The organism is Acinetobacter sp. CAU_H_56, from assembly GCF_058599425.1.
The window spans coordinates 2395814-2410969 of record NZ_CM178654.1; the positions used below are offsets into that span (position 1 = coordinate 2395814).

Genomic DNA, 15156 nt, shown 5'->3' on the forward strand with positions numbered 1-15156 from the left:
TATCTAAGACTAGGCAGGAATACGTAGTACTTGCCCCGGGAAAATATCATCGGCATTTTTCAGTAAAGGGCGATTTGCCTCGAAAATCTTATTGTACTGATTGGCATCACCATAAAACTCTTTCGAAATTTTAGATAAGGTATCACCCGATTTAACCGTATAGAACTTACTTTCAGGTTCCGGATTCGCCACAGTCAGCTGGTCATCCACTTTAGCGACATGATCAACATTTCCTACTGCTAAAATAATCTTTTCACGATCCGCCTGACTTTGTACCTGTCCGCGTACGGTTGCCAGATCTGAGGTTGAGTTATAGCTGATCGACAATCCTGTAATTGGCAGTCCTAGGCTTTTAACATGGCCTAATAATTTGTTCGCTATTTCCTGTGCAGAAGGTTCAGCCGATGCTGCTTTAGATGCAGCGGCAGGCGCTTGCTGAGTTGCTGCCGGTGTTTGTTGTGGCTCCGCAGCTGCAGTGTTCTTTTTACCAATGCCTTTTACAAAATCAAAAAGACCCATAGTGGACTCCATTCTTGTTATTCATCAGATCATTCTTATTTGTACAAGGAAAGCAGCAGATACAAAGTTAGTCATTGGTAAGCAAAAGGTTATCGATTGTAAAATCACCCTATATCTATTCTATAGGCACAAAAAAACCACCTTGCGGTGGTCTTTAGGTTCAGCAAAGCTGAAAATCAGCATTAACCAAGTTTTTTAGTAACATAGTCAATAGCAGATTGAACAGTTGTGATTTCGTTAGAATCTTCATCAGGAATAGTGATGTCGAAGTCATTTTCGAAAGACATAACAAGTTCAACTAGGTCTAGAGAGTCAGCACCTAAGTCATCCATGAAAGATGCTTCGTTTTTAATCTCTTCGACTTTGATACCAAGTTGTTCTGCAACCGCTTGTTTAACGCGTTGTTCGATATCGCTCACAGGAATTCTCCTCATTGCTTGTGGCGTTTTTAATGCCGTTAGTTTAATTGAATCTATAAAATTTGGAAAGTTAATACATGTGCCGTTTAGCTCATGTATAAACCACCATTAACGTGAATGACTGTACCTGTAATGTAACTGGCTTTGTCCGATGCCAGGAAACTTACGGCATTCGCGATATCTTGTGGGTCACCTAAACGGTTTAAAGCCACTTGATCACTCATTTTCTTGCGAATTTCTTCACTTAACTGTTCAGTCATTTCAGTCGCGATAAAGCCTGGTGCAACAGCATTGACTGTAATCTGACGACTACCCATTTCTTTAGCCAGACTGCGACCAAACGCCTCAATACCTGCTTTGGCAGCTGAATAGTTCGCCTGACCTGGGTTAGCAAAATGCGCCACCACAGAACTGATATTGATGATACGGCCGAAACGTGCCTTAGTCATACCTTTCAGCACACGTTTAGATAAACGATAAACGGCTTTCAGATGGATGTTTAAAATATCATCCCAGTCGTCTTCCGACATGCGTAATAACAGGTTGTCTTTGGTAATACCGGCATTATTCACCAGTACCAGCACAGGGCCATAGTTTTGCTCAATATCGCTGACCAGTGCATCAATCGCAGCACCATCACGTACATCTAAAACCTTACCGGCACCATTTTCAGCAAATTGTGCGTTAAGTTTCTCTGCACCCGCTTCAGAAGTCGCAGTACCTACGACAAAATAACCGTCTTGAATTAATTGTTGTGCAATTGCAGCACCAATGCCGCGGCTTGCACCTGTCACCAAGGCAACTTTACGTTCCTGTGTCATGCAATTTTCCCTTCTGCCACCAATACGGTGTTCAACGCATCTTCCAGACGAGATTGAGTATCTAATGGAAGTGCTTTTTCGATATTCGGTAAACGTTTTGCCATATTGGCCAGTACATTACCTGGGCCACATTCTACAATGTACTCAACGCCTTCATCTTGAAGGAATTGTAGTGTTTTAGTCCATTGCACTGACTCATACAGCTGCTCAGTCAAAGCCTGACGAAGTTCAGTCACGTCCGCAGCTGCTTTTGCGCCTACATTTTGTAATACAGGTATGCGTGGCATCTCAATGGCAGTTTGTTCCAAAGCTGTTGCGAACTGCTCAGCGGCAGGTTTCATCAGTGAACAATGTGAAGGAACTGAAACTGGTAGTGCAATCGCTTTACCGCCATTTTCTTTGGCCAGTGCCATCACGGCTTCTACACGTTCTTTATTACCAGCAACTACGACTTGCCCCTGAGCATTATAGTTGGCTGCTTCAACTGAACCTTCGCCTGCTGCTGTTGCTTGTGCACAAAGCTCGATCACTTTGGCATCATCCAGACCCAGAATCGCTGCCATTGCACCTACGCCTTGAGGTACAGCAGTTTGCATCAACTTACCACGCAGGTTCACCAGCTTGACTGCATCACCCAGACTTAAAGCACCCGCTGCAACTAACGCGCTGTATTCACCGAGTGAATGGCCCGCCATATATTTTGGTGCTACTCCACCCAGCTCTAACCATACACGCCATAAAGCGATTGATGCTGTTAATAGTACCGGTTGAGTAAATTCGGTTTGATCCAGACCTTCACCCGTCTGTGCAATCTGCCACAGATCAAAACCCACCGCTTCAGATGCTTCAGCAAATGTATCGCGGATACCACTAAACTGTTCTGCAAGTTCAGCGAGCATGCCGACTTTTTGTGAACCCTGACCTGGGAACACAAATGCAGTTTTAGTTGCTTGAGCTGCTTGTTCGAGTTGTTTAGCAGACATAAATAAAATCCTTTCATTCAAGAGGTGCGAATCTTTTCTTAGACCTAAAAGTTGGCCGATCAGATCACCTTACCCATTGTGGAGCGCAATTTAACACGTAATTTTGGCTTGGGTAATTGCCAAATACAACAAAAACCGCGACTTCACATGATGACCGCAAAACCTATGTATAAAATCAAGCATAAAAAAAGGGAGCTTAACGCTCCCATTTTTTCTACTAAGCTTTAACGCTTAATACATCATCAATTATTCAGCAGATGCTTTAGCGAATAATTGACGACCACGGTAGATACCATCTTTAGATACGTGGTGACGACGATGAGTTTCACCAGTAGTTTGGTCTACAGTTAATGCATTCTCAGTTAAAGCGTCATGTGAACGGCGCATGTCACGGCGAGAGCGACTTTTACGGTTTTGCTGAACGGCCATGATGGCTCCTTACAAATATCGAAAAAATGGATCAGAACAAATTCGATTGTCTTATACGCATGAGTATAACACAAAAATTAGTTAAGTTTACCCTTCAAAGCTGCCAAAACTTCAAACGGATTATCCCGTTTTTCTTCAACAACTTCTTCTGCGGCAGGTTGATGCTTATGCTCACAAACATCATGCTTAGGAGACAGCGGCATCAACAATAACAATTCATCTTCTATCAGTGCGAGCAAGTCAGCGGTGGCAGGTGCATCATATGAACCTTTCGTCGTTGCTTCACTTTCACCTAAGACGATGAAATCAGCATCCTCATCCAAGCGCTCTATCAGTGACTCATCATCCACAAGAGCTAGATGAAAATCTGAAACGAGTTCGATTTCAACAGTCTCCAGACAACGCTGGCATTCCATTGGAACTTTCGTTTCAACATGACCATCCAACCATGCAATGCGATGATAGGCATCCATTGATAGCTTACAGTCTATGTTAATCAATTGATCATCAATTGATCCAACAGCTTCACGAGCAATACGAACAAAGCGAGATAATGGCAGGTTTCCTGACCATACAAAGCCCTGTTCAGCCCATTTAAACGGCTCAATCTGTGCCGGAAAGGTATTTGCTGACATAATTAAGGCGGCAATTCTACAAATTCATCAGAACTCTGTCAAAGATTAAGATACAATTTTGTACTTATTTTTAGACAGACCAATTGGGTAATTTCAGTCATGCATCTGTTGCAGCCGCAAACAGAAGTGAATGTTTCATCACTCGTTAGCACACTTTCAACCTCCGATTCTGACAGCTCACTACAGCAAGTGCAACGCTTACCGTGGGCGAATTTATCCTCAGAAGCGGAACAGGTTGATTGGCTCATCTTACACTTTAATCACTGGTTTTCCCACCTAAATGTCACTTTAGTCCGTGGTGATTTTGAACCGGAGTATTTCCCGGCAACAAAAGATAGCCCTGCCCGGATCCAGTTTGCGCATGGCTTCTTTAATAGTGCTCTGCATGAAATCAGTCACTGGACTATTGCCGGTGACAAGCGCCGTCTGCTGCCAGATCTGGGCTACTGGTATGCGCCAGATGGCCGCACCAAGGAACAGCAGGCATTATTTGAGCAGGTCGAAATCAAGCCACAAGCGATTGAATGGATGTTCTCCAAAGCATTTGGCCGTAAGTTCCGTGTGTCTCTGGATAATTTAACCGGTGATGGTGGCGATGGTTCCAGCTTTAAAGATAATGTCTATACCCAGGTGCAACGCTATTTTAGTGGTGAAGCCAAACTGCCACGTGATGCCAAACGCTTCATTGATTGTATCTGTGTCTGCATCCGTGCGGGCAAAAGTTTACAATCTGATGAATTTCAACGTGAAATGCTTGATTAAATTACACAAATCTACCTGTTTGTTATTGTTACTTTATACAAAGGCATTTCATAATAAGTTTAAGGCAGGTTGGGAGGAATATTTATGCTGCATTTACGTGTACACCCGGATAATCCGCAAGCTCGTCTGATCAGTCAGGCGGTAGAACGTATTCGTGCCGGTGATGTTATAGTTTATCCGACCGATGCAGCCTATGCGATTGGCTGCCAGATTGGGAATAAACATGCGATGGAGCGAATCGCGCAGATTCGTGGTCTAGGCCCAAAGCACCAATATGCCATTATCTGCTGTGACTTATCCGATCTTGCGACTTATGCCAAAGTCGACAATGCTGTCTATCGTTTGCTGAAAAATAATACACCTGCTGTGACCACGTTTATTCTTCCGGCAACCAGCGAAGTGCCTAAACGTTTAATGCATCCGAAGAAAAAAACTATTGGTTTACGTATCCCGACCAATCCTGTATGTCAGATGCTGCTGAAAGAACTCGGTGAACCGCTGCTAACTTCAACACTCATCCTACCAGACCAGACGGATCCTTTAGATGATCCTTATGACATTGAGATGCAACTCGGTAAGCGTATTGATGTGTTTATCGACAGTGGTCTGGGCACATTAAGTACGACTTCTATTGTGGATTTATCAGGAGATCAGCCTGAAGTGATCCGTCGTGGTGTCGGTGATGTGAGTGCTTTTGAATAAATAAAGCTGCTTCTAATGAAGTCTCAGAAGAAAATAAAATGGATTTGTTTTATATCCTCCTGAACCTGAATGAATTTCCTGCCAATTATCTGATCTACGCTGAACTGCCTTGGACACTGGAATCCAAGGCAACATCTATCGATAAAAATTCCAAGCCAGAATTAAATCTGAATATCAACAATATTGAATACGCATACTTTCTTGAGATCGCGATGGCAAGAAAGCTTTTACAAGTTTATTCAACGAACAATGTTTGTCTGGCAGATACCTGCCAACGTATCATCGAATATGTATTGCGAGAGCAGAATTAAAATAACCTTATCACGCATGCCAAGATTTAATAGCTCGCTGCACGATCCTGAGTAGATGTACTGACCGCTGGTGCAACCGAAGGAACCTGATTATTCAAACTTGGCATTGGGGGTAACGGATCACCTTCTTTATAATATTTTAACTGCAAGAAGTTTGGACATTCCGACAGTTTTTGCTGATGAGTTGCCAGTTCAGCACCAAACCTGTTTTTGACTGAAACATGAAAAGTGATTTGATCCTCTTCAAGCACATTCAATAACGCAGTCCGGGCTGTGGATTCCATAGTCCTAAAAGAATCAATAGAATTACAGCTCATGGTTTTGACCATTGCAGTAACACCGTCGGGTAAATCTTTGCCCGTATAAAGCGTATTACGCATATAGAAACGAATATGGGGATACTGATCCAGTACGCTAAAATCCAGTTTCATGGCCTGCATCATTGGTTTGGCCTGCTCAACAAAGCTGGAAAAGCCGCCAGACTTCAGATTGGTACGCATTTCATTTTCAAGCTGCATAAGCTGATATTGAGGATAGCCCCAGAATCCCCCTAAGCCGATGACGCCGATTAACACAAGTATGATTGGCATTTTTATAATTAACCTGATCTATGATTGTTATTTATCAATATTTTTTTGGCTACATTAGTTTATTTTTTAGGCGATAGATAACTGTTTTTTCTTATTTTTATCACATATTTCCTGATGAGCTTTCACACATTCACTATTTAATAGGTGCTGAAAATCTTTTAAAAATTTTCTATATGAAGTTACAGTTGCTTAAGCCACCCAGGCTATATTGCATTTAATTTTAGCTAATATGCTGTTTAATATCAGACTTGTGCGTTTTACCCAATTAAAAAAATAAAATTTCTCCTAAAATAAATATGGTTTTTTTGCTTTTGAATGCATATCTATTTTATTTAACGACAATTTTCCAGTACAATGCCAACTACTAAATTATGTGCTTTTTCTCCTGACAAAAGCTCGGAGGAATAAGCCATTTCATGCCTTTGAAAATTCGCGTGGCTTATAATTGTAATGACTCAAATGCCCCATAACGCTATGGAATCTGCTCCAAACATCCGGGTTCTGGATGAATGGCAAAATACGATTCCAGAGGATCTGTATATTCCTCCAGCAGCGTTTGAAATTCTGTTAGAACATTTTGAAGGCCCCCTCGACTTTTTAATCTACCTGATCCAGAAAAATGGTTTTGACCTGTTGCAGGTTGATATCGCGCCCATTGCCTCCCAATATCTGTCCTATATGGATGCGATGAAATCCCTGAATATTGAGCTGACTGCGGATTATATGGTGATGGCTGCTTTACTAGCCGATCTCAAATCCCGTTTATTGCTGCCTAAACCGAAAAGCGTGGCTGCGGTTGAACAGGATCCGAAACAGGATCTGATTGAGCGTCTGGAAAATTATTTAAGGATCAAGCAGGCTGCAGAACGTCTAGGTCAGATGACAATTCTGGAACGTGATACCTTTCAGACCAATGTTCACTTAGGCGAGTTTATCCAGCCCAATGAAGGTCATAGTGCTGATCTGCTGCGTGATGCCTTGCTTTGTGTCTTTAACCGCCCTGAACCGGTCATTCATCAAGTACAACAGGAACCGGTATTACTGGAAGAACGGATTGCCTATATTGAAAGCTGTCTGGAATCCGGTGAAGTCTTGTCTTTTGATCATTTACTCAAGCCAAGTCAGGGACGCATGGGTGTAGTCGTGACCTTTATGGCCGTACTAGAACTTACCCGCCAGCAAAAAATTCAAATTATTGCCTCAGGCATTGAGGCACCGCTCGCAATTCAAGGAGCACACGCATGAACACAGAACATAATATCTCCTTGTCTGCGGAAGATAATCTGCATGAAATGCTGATGCAGCTGGAAGCGATTATTTTTGCCAGTGATTCCCCGGTTTCCTTAGCTCGACTGAAAGAAGCATTTCAGGATCGCTATAGTAAGCAGGAGCTGCGCCAGTATTTACAGCAACTTTCCATGCTGATGCATGGCCGTTCTATTGAACTGGTTGAAACTGTGCAAGGTTACCGTTTTCAAGTGCGTGTAAAATATCGTAATATTATTGCACAGACCTGGCCTGAGCGACCGACACGCCTGTCACCTTCATTACTGGAGATGCTTGCGGTGATTGCTTATCATCAGCCAGTGACCCGAGCTGATATTGAACAAATTCGTGGTGTCACGAATAACAGTCAGATTTTGCGTACGCTATTTGACTGGAACTGGATTAAAGAATCCGGCTTTCGTGAACTCCCTGGAAGACCTGCGTTGTTAGTGACAACGCCACAATTTTTAAATGCGTTTGGCTTAAATTCTTTAGGCCAATTGCCTCCCCTGCAGGATGCCAAGGAAGCTTTTATGGCGCTCGATGCGAATGCACCGAAGTCATAAATAGGTGAACTGTTGAATAATTATTTCTAAGGTTATGCTGTCATGAGTGAAAAGTTGCAAAAGGTGCTTGCACGTGTTGGTTTGGGTTCTCGCCGTTATATGGAAGAAGTCATTGCCGCAGGTCGTGTGAGTGTGAATGGGCAGATTGCCCAAGTGGGTGAACGAATCGAACCAGGTGATGAGCTTCGCATCGATGGTCGTAAAGTGCAGTTCCAGATTGAAGACGAAATCCGTCGTCGTGTACTGATTTACTATAAGCCAGAAGGTGAAATCTGTTCACGTAACGATCCTGAACAGCGTCCAACAGTATTTGACAACCTGCCATCAATTCAAGGCGATCGCTGGGTAATGGTCGGCCGTCTGGATATTAACTCGACCGGTCTGTTACTGTTCACAAATGACGGTGAACTGGCAAATCGTTTAATGCACCCATCCAATGAAATCGAACGTGAATATGCGGTTCGTGTCATGGGTGAAGTAACTCCACAACTGAAAAACAACATGCTGAAAGGCGTGGTGCTAGATGATGGTCCTGCGAAGTTTGAATCATTCTCTGAACTGGGTGGTGACGGGATCAACCGTTGGTATCAAGTTGTCGTGAAAGAAGGTCGTAACCGTGAGGTTCGTCGTATCTTTGAATCACAAGGCCTGAAAGTCAGCCGCTTGCTACGTACCCGTTACGGTACCGTGATTCTGCCACGTGAACTTCGTACAGGTCGCTGGATTGAACTGGATAAACAGGATATCGACAACCTGACCAAATCAGTTGAGCTGAAACCGCGTCAAGGTACCGGCTTATTCGGCATGGCGAAACGTCGTAATGAACGTATGCAGGAAAAACCGATGGCAGCGCGCCGTGGTGGTTACCTGCGTCAGCAACGCCGTGATACCGATGAGCAGCAGCCACAATACAACAACCGTGAACGTCGCGATGATCAGGGCTTTGGTCGTCGTGAAAACCAGAATGGCACCCAGTTTGCACGTCGTGAAAACCGTGAAGACAACCAGTTTGGTCGCCGCGAAAATCGTGAAGGCAATGCACCACGCGGTTTATATGGCGTGAATAAAGGCTTCAAAAAGTTCTAAGCTTTGAATAAGAGAGAGTCACTTCGGTGGCTCTTTTTTTTGCAAGAACAATAATAATGACTCAATTTTATCTATCCCTGGTCTTCTCAATAGAACCCGATATAAAAGGCGAGTATCTCCTTCCTATTTCCTGAAAGTGAATTCCCGTCATAAAAAATGCCCAGCAATGTGGACATTTTTTACTTCGTACTTTAGCAAGTTACTGCGGAATACCCTGTGGAATCGCACTTAACAAACGCTTGGTATAGTCGTGTTGTGGAGATTGATACAGATCATCTGAATTGGCAATTTCCACCAGATCACCATGATTTAGCACCATGATCTGATCAGAAATATATTTCACCACTGACAAATCATGCGAAATAAAGATATAACTCAGACCAAATTCATCCTGTAAATCCTGCAATAGATTCAGCACCTGCGCCTGTACCGATACATCCAGTGCGGACACCGATTCATCACAGATCAGAATCTCAGGCTTTAAAGTCAGGCAGCGTGCAATTGCAATCCGCTGACGCTGACCACCTGAAAACTCATGTGGATAACGATAGAAGGCCTGAGCCGGTAAGCTGACCCTTTCCAGTAAATCGAGTGCCATCTGTTTACGTTCTGCGTCATCTTTACCGATATGATGAATCTGCATCGGCTCCATCAGGATTTGTCCCACGGTAAAACGCGGATTCAGCGAAGCATACGGATTCTGGAAAATGATCTGGATTTTACGTTGATAGGCCGTAAACTCTTTTTCCGTCATCGACAAGATATCTTTGCCCTGAAACAGCGCCTTGCCGCCTGTGGCCTGCTGTAGACGCATCAAAAGCAAACCAATCGTGGTTTTACCAGAACCTGATTCACCAACCAGCCCTAAGGTTTTGCCTTTAGCCAGCTGAAAAGACACCCCTTTCACGGCCTGAAATTCATCTTTGCCAAATAGGCCTTTACGGCTATAGAAGGATTTTTTCAGATCACGTACATCGAGAATAATCTCTTCATTACCTTTTAGACCACGAGAACGTTCCTTTTGTGGCGGAGCGTTCGCATGCAGGTCATGCGCCAGACTATCCTGTTTCATAAAGTCGCTAATCACCGGCAAACGCAAAGGACGGTGCGACAGCTGTGGACGGCAATGCAACAAGGCTTGGGTATAAATATCCTGAGGATTGTTCAGGACTTCTGTCACCGAACCTTGCTCACGAATCTCGCCATAACGCATTACAATGACCTGATCCGCAATTTCACCAACTACCGCTAAGTCATGGCTGATGAATAACATCGACATTTGACGGCGCTGACGCAGGGATTCAAGCAGGTCCAGAATCTGTTTCTGGATAGTCACATCTAGTGCTGTCGTTGGCTCATCGGCAATCAAGAGCTTCGGCTCACAGGCAATTGCCATCGCAATCATGACCCGTTGCTGCTGTCCACCAGACAACTGACTCGGATAAGCATCAATCTTGGTTTCTGGAGAAGGAATACCGACTTCCTGCAAAAGTTCCAGTGTTCTTTGACGGGCCTGCTTTTTATTCATACCCAAATGCAGACGTAGAATTTCCGAAATCTGCATCCCCACGGTAAATACTGGATTCAATGAAGACATTGGCTCCTGGAAGATCATGGCAATTTCTTTGCCACAGATCTGACGCATTTCACTCGACTTGAGTTTTAGCAAATCACGCCCTTCAAACAGAATCTGACTGTCTTCAGCGACCTTCGAGTTCTCAGGTGCTAATAGTCCCATCACTGCTAATGAAGTCACAGATTTACCACTTCCGGATTCGCCAACTAACGCCACTGTGGTATTGGCCGGAATTTCAAATGAAATTCCTTTGACCGTTTCCACATACTGTTTATTTTCACCTTTAAAACTGACGCGTAGGTTGTCTACGCGAAGTAACGCGGGTGCTGTGCTTGGATTCATTTCAGACATCGCTGCGCTCCTATTTCAGTTTTGGATCTAATGCATCACGTAATGCATCAGTAAACATTGAGAAAGCTGTCACCAGTACCGCCATCGCCACCGATGCCGCAGTCAACTGCCACCATTTACCTAAAATCAGCTCGCTTTGTGCTTCATTCAGCATACTACCCCATGACACTACCCCAATCGGTACGCCAAAGCCTAAGAAGCTCAGAATCACTTCGGACTTGATAAAGGCCACTGCAAGAATGGACATTTGAACCAAAGCGATATGGCTGACATTCGGGAAAATATGCACGAAGATACGGCGCATATTGCTTACCCCAATGGCTTTAGCCGCCAGTACATATTCACGCGCAGTATGCTTCATATATTCAGCACGAACCAAACGGAACACCCCGGTCCAGCCAGTCAGACCCAAAATCAGGATAATCGATAAAATCCCTTTTTGTTGCAGTACTGCTGCAATCGCTAACACCAGCAACAGATAAGGAATCGAAGTAAAAATATTATAGAACCAGTTCAGCACATCATCGACCCAGCCACCGAAATAGCCAGCAATCGCACCCAGTACAGTACCAATCACCACCGCAACCAGCGCAGCAATCAGGCCAACTAAAATCGAAGTTTCTGCACCTTTAATGGTTTTTAGTAATACATCCTGACCCCATTTATCCGCACCAAAGAACAGGCTTTGCTTTAATTCACTGCTCTGATCCAGTAACTGACCACCTAATTCCTGATCAATGGCTTTCATATCTTCAGCCAGCGGATCAACTACACCATAATAATCAATCGCACCTGCACCCTGTTCGGCGGCAATTTCTGCTTCCAGTTCGGCAATCACATCTTTTAAAGGATCGACTGGATTAACTGGTACTACGGCAGATTCCGTACTTTGATCTTCACTTGCCGCTCCAGACACAGACGGGGTATAGATAAAACTTGGAGGTGCATAACTCACCGCTACTTCCTTATTCCAGTCCTTGGCAATTATACCGGTCATGGAAAGCAGCAACATCAGCAGATAAAACAGCACCACAAATAGGGAGAACATCGCAATACGGTCACGTTTCAGACGACGCAACGCCAGCTGCCATAATCCGGTTGAAGCAGACTCATGCACTGCTGAAGCATGTTGCTCTTTTTTAAATATCGCACTCAGCATAATTCACCTACTTCAACTGTACACGTGGATCGACCCATTTATAGATCAGATCGGCAATCAGGTTAAATAACATGGTCGCAGCCGCAACATAGACCGTAATCGCTTTAATTACCGGAAAGTCAGAACGCTCAACTGCGATAATCACTTCACGGCCAATGCCGGGAATACCAAAGAAACGTTCAATCAGGAAAGCACCGATCAGTAAAGCCGGAAGTCCCGCCATGACATCAGTAATGATTGGAATCGAAGCATTGCGCAGTACATGCACTCCCAGAATGCGGCTTTCGCCCAGACCTTTGGCACGTGCGGTACGGACATAATCCTGATTGACTTCATCCAAGACAAAACTACGGTAGAGACGTAAAGTCGGTGCAATACTCACCACCAGCATGATTAATACTGGCAATAGTGCATATTTGAATAAATTTTCAGTAAAGTTATCGCTCCAGCCCTGTACCGGGAACCAGCTCAGTTCATAAGCCAAGACGTACTGGAATACGATGATATAGACCAGAATACTGATCGACATACCGATAGTACACAACATCATGATCATGCGGTCAGTCAGCGAACCGCGCACTGAAGCTACCCCGAGCGCCAGAATGATTGAAACAATCGTTTGCAGGATAGTCAGTGGAATCAGAATGGTCAGTGACGGCCCCAAGCGGGTAGTAATAATCTGTGATACCGATTCTCCGGTACTCCAGCTCACGCCATAATCAAAGGTCAAAATCTGCTGGATAAAAATCCACAGTTGTACGTAATAGGGCTGATCGACCCCGAGCTGCTGACGGATGTTTTCAATCTGCTCAGCATTGGCCATTTTACCGGCCAGGATATAGGCCGGATCTCCCCCGACCCAGTTAAATAACAGGAATATCAGCAGAATCACCCCCAGCATGGTGGGGATCATTTGCCAAATCCTTCGAATAATATATGCCAGCATCGCTTTCCTTCCTTGACTTAATGTCCTGAAATTTCATTAAAGAAAGCTTTGCTGTCCGGTTCGCGGCCCAGAAAATCTTTAACCATCTGATCGCCCGGTTTTTGTCCGCCTTGTGCCAGTACAGTCTCACGATAATGCATGCCGACTTTCGGATCCATCAGATGATCACCATAAGCAGACAACATATCGAGTGCCAGCACTTCAGACCACATATAGCTGTAATAACCCGCCTGATAGCCACCCATCAAATGTCCGAACTGACCCGGGAATTGCTGACCTGGAACAGAACCCAACGCAGTTTTACTTTCCATATCCTGCCAGAGTTTTAATGGATCAATACTTTTCGCATCTTTACCGTGCAGGGCCATGTCGTACTGAGCATATAGGGTCTGACGGGCATAATGCAGGCCGCGACCATAATTCTTCACGTTCTTTAAGCGCTCGGTCATGGCTTCATCGACACGCGGACAAGCAGGTTCACAGTAATCTGCTACTTTAGATAAAGTCTCGAAACGGCGCGCCCACTCTTCATACATTTGTGAAGGTGCTTCAACAAAGTCACGCTCTACCGATGTGCCTGACTGCTCGGTATAACGGGTTTTCGATAAAATTCCGTGCAGCGCATGACCCATTTCATGTACAAAAGTTTCCAGTTCATTACTGTTCAGACCTTTACGGTTGAAGTTAGTCACCAAAACAGAGACCGGACGGCGATGATTTAAACGGCTGCCACCATAAACACCCCAGACTGCAGCATGGCCATATTTGCCTTCACGTGGGTATTTATCGACATAAAGTCCGCCCATAAACTCACCGGTGGCTTTGTCATGCACGGCATAATATTCGACTTCATCGTGCCAGGCTTTGACTTTTACCGGCTTGAATTCAATCCCATATAAATCGGAGGACACGGCAAATAACCATTTTTGAGCCGCTTCAGTCGGGAAATAATCACGCAGTTTTTCCTGATCCACTTTGTATTTGGCCTGACGCAGTTTTTCACTCCAGTAGCCTTGGCTCCAACGCTCAATTTCTGATTTTTCCAGAGGAATTTTTAAGGTTTCTGCCTTGAACTGACGTAATTCTTCAACATCCTGCTTTTCTAATGGTGCAACTTTGGCATAAACCTCATCCAGAAAACTATTGACTGCTTCTGGGGTTTTGGCCATACGATCTTTTAAGGCAACATACGCATAGCTGTCTTTATCGAATAGCTGAGCCAGTTCATAACGCAGATCAATGGCCTTTTTCATGTATTCGAGATTTTTCTCGGTACCACGACGGGTATAGGCAGTCTGATAGCGTTTACGTGCTTCATCACTCTCTGCCAGCTCCATAAATGGCTGATATTCCGGATAGTCAAAGCCGAGCAGATAATTGCCCTTTTCATTTTTCTTTAGACCGGCGATATAGCTCGCAGGTAAACCTTTCAGTTCCGCAGCAGTGAATTCAACTTTTTCAGGATTATCACGTACATTCTTGGAATAGTCCTGCCCCAGTTTGGTACTTTCTTCAATAATTTCCTTCAGACGCTTCTGCTTCTCTGCGCTGAGTTGTACCCCGGTTTTTTCAAACTGATTCAGAATATCTTTCAGGAATTTTTCATCGACCGGATCTGTGGCTTTCAGCTTCTTGAACTGGGCATACAGTTTTGGACTCTGATACATGGAAGTCAGGTATTTACTGATTTTCAGTTCACAGTCATCTGCCGCCTGACGCAAGGCTGGATCAGGATCGACATTACTATATAAACCGATTGGCGAAACAAAATCACCGATCGATGCCTGCAATGTATCCCAAGCTGCCAGATAAGGACGGGCTTCAGCCTTGTTTTTGATTTTCTGGCTTTCAAATTTCTGGATATCTTTTTGCATTTTATCCAGATTGGCATCGCACAATGCCGGAATTTCTGCAGCCTTGAATAAAGGCAAAAGCTGGGTTTGGGTCTCTGCCATGACGGTTTGAGATCCCCCGATCATCGCCAGACAGAGTGTGGTAAATTTCAAGTGTTTTAATGTCATCATCATCTCCAGCT

General features: G+C 44.3%; 17 protein-coding genes. 6 read left to right on the forward strand and 11 right to left on the reverse strand.

The features are described from left to right. Positions 1-9: 9 nt before the first annotated feature. The 6 genes from lysM to AC4MCC_RS11365 form a co-directional block, all read right to left on the reverse strand. The gene (gene lysM, locus AC4MCC_RS11340) at positions 10-519 is read right to left on the reverse strand and encodes a peptidoglycan-binding protein LysM (protein WP_419374999.1); all 510 of its coding nucleotides are present in this window, start codon (positions 517-519) and stop codon (positions 10-12) included. 182 nt (positions 520-701) lie between these two features. After that, positions 702-938, reverse strand: coding sequence for an acyl carrier protein (gene acpP, locus AC4MCC_RS11345; protein ID WP_004783299.1), 237 nt, complete (start codon positions 936-938; stop codon positions 702-704). A gap of 86 nt (positions 939-1024) precedes the next feature. After that, the gene (fabG, locus tag AC4MCC_RS11350) at positions 1025-1759 is read right to left on the reverse strand and encodes a 3-oxoacyl-ACP reductase FabG (protein WP_004783301.1); all 735 of its coding nucleotides are present in this window, start codon (positions 1757-1759) and stop codon (positions 1025-1027) included. Next, positions 1756-2742 (reverse strand): ACP S-malonyltransferase, encoded by a 987-nt coding sequence (fabD, locus tag AC4MCC_RS11355; RefSeq protein WP_175966821.1) that lies wholly within the window; start codon positions 2740-2742, stop codon positions 1756-1758. Before fabD ends, fabG begins: the two co-directional genes overlap by 4 nt. 246 nt (positions 2743-2988) lie before the next feature. Further along, positions 2989-3171 (reverse strand): 50S ribosomal protein L32, encoded by a 183-nt coding sequence (rpmF, locus tag AC4MCC_RS11360; protein ID WP_004783304.1) that lies wholly within the window; start codon positions 3169-3171, stop codon positions 2989-2991. Between the two features lie 77 nt (positions 3172-3248). Further along, positions 3249-3806 carry a YceD family protein gene (locus tag AC4MCC_RS11365; protein ID WP_180070283.1) on the reverse strand — a complete coding sequence of 186 codons (558 nt, stop codon included), beginning with the start codon at positions 3804-3806 and terminating at the stop codon, positions 3249-3251. Between the two features lie 99 nt (positions 3807-3905). Between AC4MCC_RS11365 and AC4MCC_RS11370 the strand changes: the two genes are divergently transcribed. From AC4MCC_RS11370 to AC4MCC_RS11380, 3 genes are all read left to right on the forward strand, one after another. Further along, positions 3906-4568 carry an elongation factor P hydroxylase gene (locus tag AC4MCC_RS11370; protein WP_180047969.1) on the forward strand — a complete coding sequence of 221 codons (663 nt, stop codon included), beginning with the start codon at positions 3906-3908 and terminating at the stop codon, positions 4566-4568. Positions 4569-4652: 84 nt separating this feature from the next. After that, positions 4653-5270, forward strand: coding sequence for an L-threonylcarbamoyladenylate synthase (locus tag AC4MCC_RS11375; protein WP_491876126.1), 618 nt, complete (start codon positions 4653-4655; stop codon positions 5268-5270). Between the two features lie 38 nt (positions 5271-5308). After that, positions 5309-5581, forward strand: coding sequence for a hypothetical protein (locus AC4MCC_RS11380; RefSeq protein ID WP_491885307.1), 273 nt, complete (start codon positions 5309-5311; stop codon positions 5579-5581). Between the two features lie 26 nt (positions 5582-5607). Here the strand turns inward: AC4MCC_RS11380 and AC4MCC_RS11385 are convergent, their stop codons facing one another. Next, on the reverse strand, positions 5608-6171 hold the full coding sequence (locus tag AC4MCC_RS11385; RefSeq protein ID WP_491885308.1) for a hypothetical protein: 564 nt from the start codon (positions 6169-6171) through the stop codon (positions 5608-5610). Between the two features lie 450 nt (positions 6172-6621). On the opposite strand from AC4MCC_RS11385, the gene AC4MCC_RS11390 reads away from it, so the two are divergent. From AC4MCC_RS11390 to rluB, 3 genes are read left to right on the forward strand one after another with little or no spacing between them, the layout of a single operon-like run. Beyond that, complete coding sequence (locus AC4MCC_RS11390) at positions 6622-7416, forward strand: segregation and condensation protein A (RefSeq protein WP_491885309.1); 795 nt, start codon at positions 6622-6624, stop codon at positions 7414-7416. Then, positions 7413-8003, forward strand: a complete 591-nt coding sequence (gene scpB / locus AC4MCC_RS11395; protein WP_419365634.1) for an SMC-Scp complex subunit ScpB — start codon at positions 7413-7415, stop codon at positions 8001-8003. The genes AC4MCC_RS11390 and scpB overlap by 4 nt, the downstream gene beginning before the upstream one ends. Positions 8004-8045: 42 nt before the next feature. Further along, a complete protein-coding gene (gene rluB / locus AC4MCC_RS11400; protein WP_419374995.1) occupies positions 8046-9089 on the forward strand; it encodes a 23S rRNA pseudouridine(2605) synthase RluB in 1044 nt (347 codons plus the stop codon). Between the two features lie 199 nt (positions 9090-9288). On the opposite strand, the gene AC4MCC_RS11405 is transcribed toward rluB, so the two are convergent. The 4 genes from AC4MCC_RS11405 to AC4MCC_RS11420 are packed head-to-tail and all read right to left on the reverse strand — an operon-like array spanning position 9289 to position 15142. Next, positions 9289-11016: an ABC transporter ATP-binding protein gene (locus tag AC4MCC_RS11405; protein WP_004783320.1), complete on the reverse strand. Its 1728-nt coding sequence runs from the start codon at positions 11014-11016 to the stop codon at positions 9289-9291. A 10-nt stretch (positions 11017-11026) separates the two neighbouring features. Next, a complete protein-coding gene (locus AC4MCC_RS11410; RefSeq protein WP_491885310.1) occupies positions 11027-12175 on the reverse strand; it encodes an ABC transporter permease in 1149 nt (382 codons plus the stop codon). 7 nt (positions 12176-12182) lie between these two features. Continuing rightward, positions 12183-13121, reverse strand: a complete 939-nt coding sequence (locus AC4MCC_RS11415; protein ID WP_004783323.1) for an ABC transporter permease — start codon at positions 13119-13121, stop codon at positions 12183-12185. A gap of 17 nt (positions 13122-13138) precedes the next feature. Further along, on the reverse strand, positions 13139-15142 hold the full coding sequence (locus tag AC4MCC_RS11420) for a M3 family metallopeptidase (RefSeq protein WP_491885311.1): 2004 nt from the start codon (positions 15140-15142) through the stop codon (positions 13139-13141). Between the last annotated feature and the right edge of the window lie 14 nt (positions 15143-15156).

Bases quoted from the DNA above. Each gene is read 5' to 3' on its own strand.
- AC4MCC_RS11380 (WP_491885307.1), top strand. From the start codon at position 5,309: ATGGATTTGTTTTATATCCTCCTGAACCTGAATGAATTTCCTGCCAAT.
- rpmF (WP_004783304.1), bottom strand. From the start codon at position 3,171: ATGGCCGTTCAGCAAAACCGTAAAAGTCGCTCTCGCCGTGACATGCGC.
- fabG (WP_004783301.1), bottom strand. From the start codon at position 1,759: ATGACACAGGAACGTAAAGTTGCCTTGGTGACAGGTGCAAGCCGCGGC.
- AC4MCC_RS11405 (WP_004783320.1), bottom strand. From the start codon at position 11,016: ATGTCTGAAATGAATCCAAGCACAGCACCCGCGTTACTTCGCGTAGAC.
- AC4MCC_RS11410 (WP_491885310.1), bottom strand. From the start codon at position 12,175: ATGCTGAGTGCGATATTTAAAAAAGAGCAACATGCTTCAGCAGTGCAT.
- lysM (WP_419374999.1), bottom strand. From the start codon at position 519: ATGGGTCTTTTTGATTTTGTAAAAGGCATTGGTAAAAAGAACACTGCA.
- AC4MCC_RS11365 (WP_180070283.1), bottom strand. From the start codon at position 3,806: ATGTCAGCAAATACCTTTCCGGCACAGATTGAGCCGTTTAAATGGGCT.
- AC4MCC_RS11415 (WP_004783323.1), bottom strand. From the start codon at position 13,121: ATGCTGGCATATATTATTCGAAGGATTTGGCAAATGATCCCCACCATG.
- scpB (WP_419365634.1), top strand. From the start codon at position 7,413: ATGAACACAGAACATAATATCTCCTTGTCTGCGGAAGATAATCTGCAT.
- rluB (WP_419374995.1), top strand. From the start codon at position 8,046: ATGAGTGAAAAGTTGCAAAAGGTGCTTGCACGTGTTGGTTTGGGTTCT.
- AC4MCC_RS11420 (WP_491885311.1), bottom strand. From the start codon at position 15,142: ATGACATTAAAACACTTGAAATTTACCACACTCTGTCTGGCGATGATC.
- fabD (WP_175966821.1), bottom strand. From the start codon at position 2,742: ATGTCTGCTAAACAACTCGAACAAGCAGCTCAAGCAACTAAAACTGCA.
- AC4MCC_RS11390 (WP_491885309.1), top strand. From the start codon at position 6,622: ATGACTCAAATGCCCCATAACGCTATGGAATCTGCTCCAAACATCCGG.
- AC4MCC_RS11370 (WP_180047969.1), top strand. From the start codon at position 3,906: ATGCATCTGTTGCAGCCGCAAACAGAAGTGAATGTTTCATCACTCGTT.
- AC4MCC_RS11385 (WP_491885308.1), bottom strand. From the start codon at position 6,171: ATGCCAATCATACTTGTGTTAATCGGCGTCATCGGCTTAGGGGGATTC.
- AC4MCC_RS11375 (WP_491876126.1), top strand. From the start codon at position 4,653: ATGCTGCATTTACGTGTACACCCGGATAATCCGCAAGCTCGTCTGATC.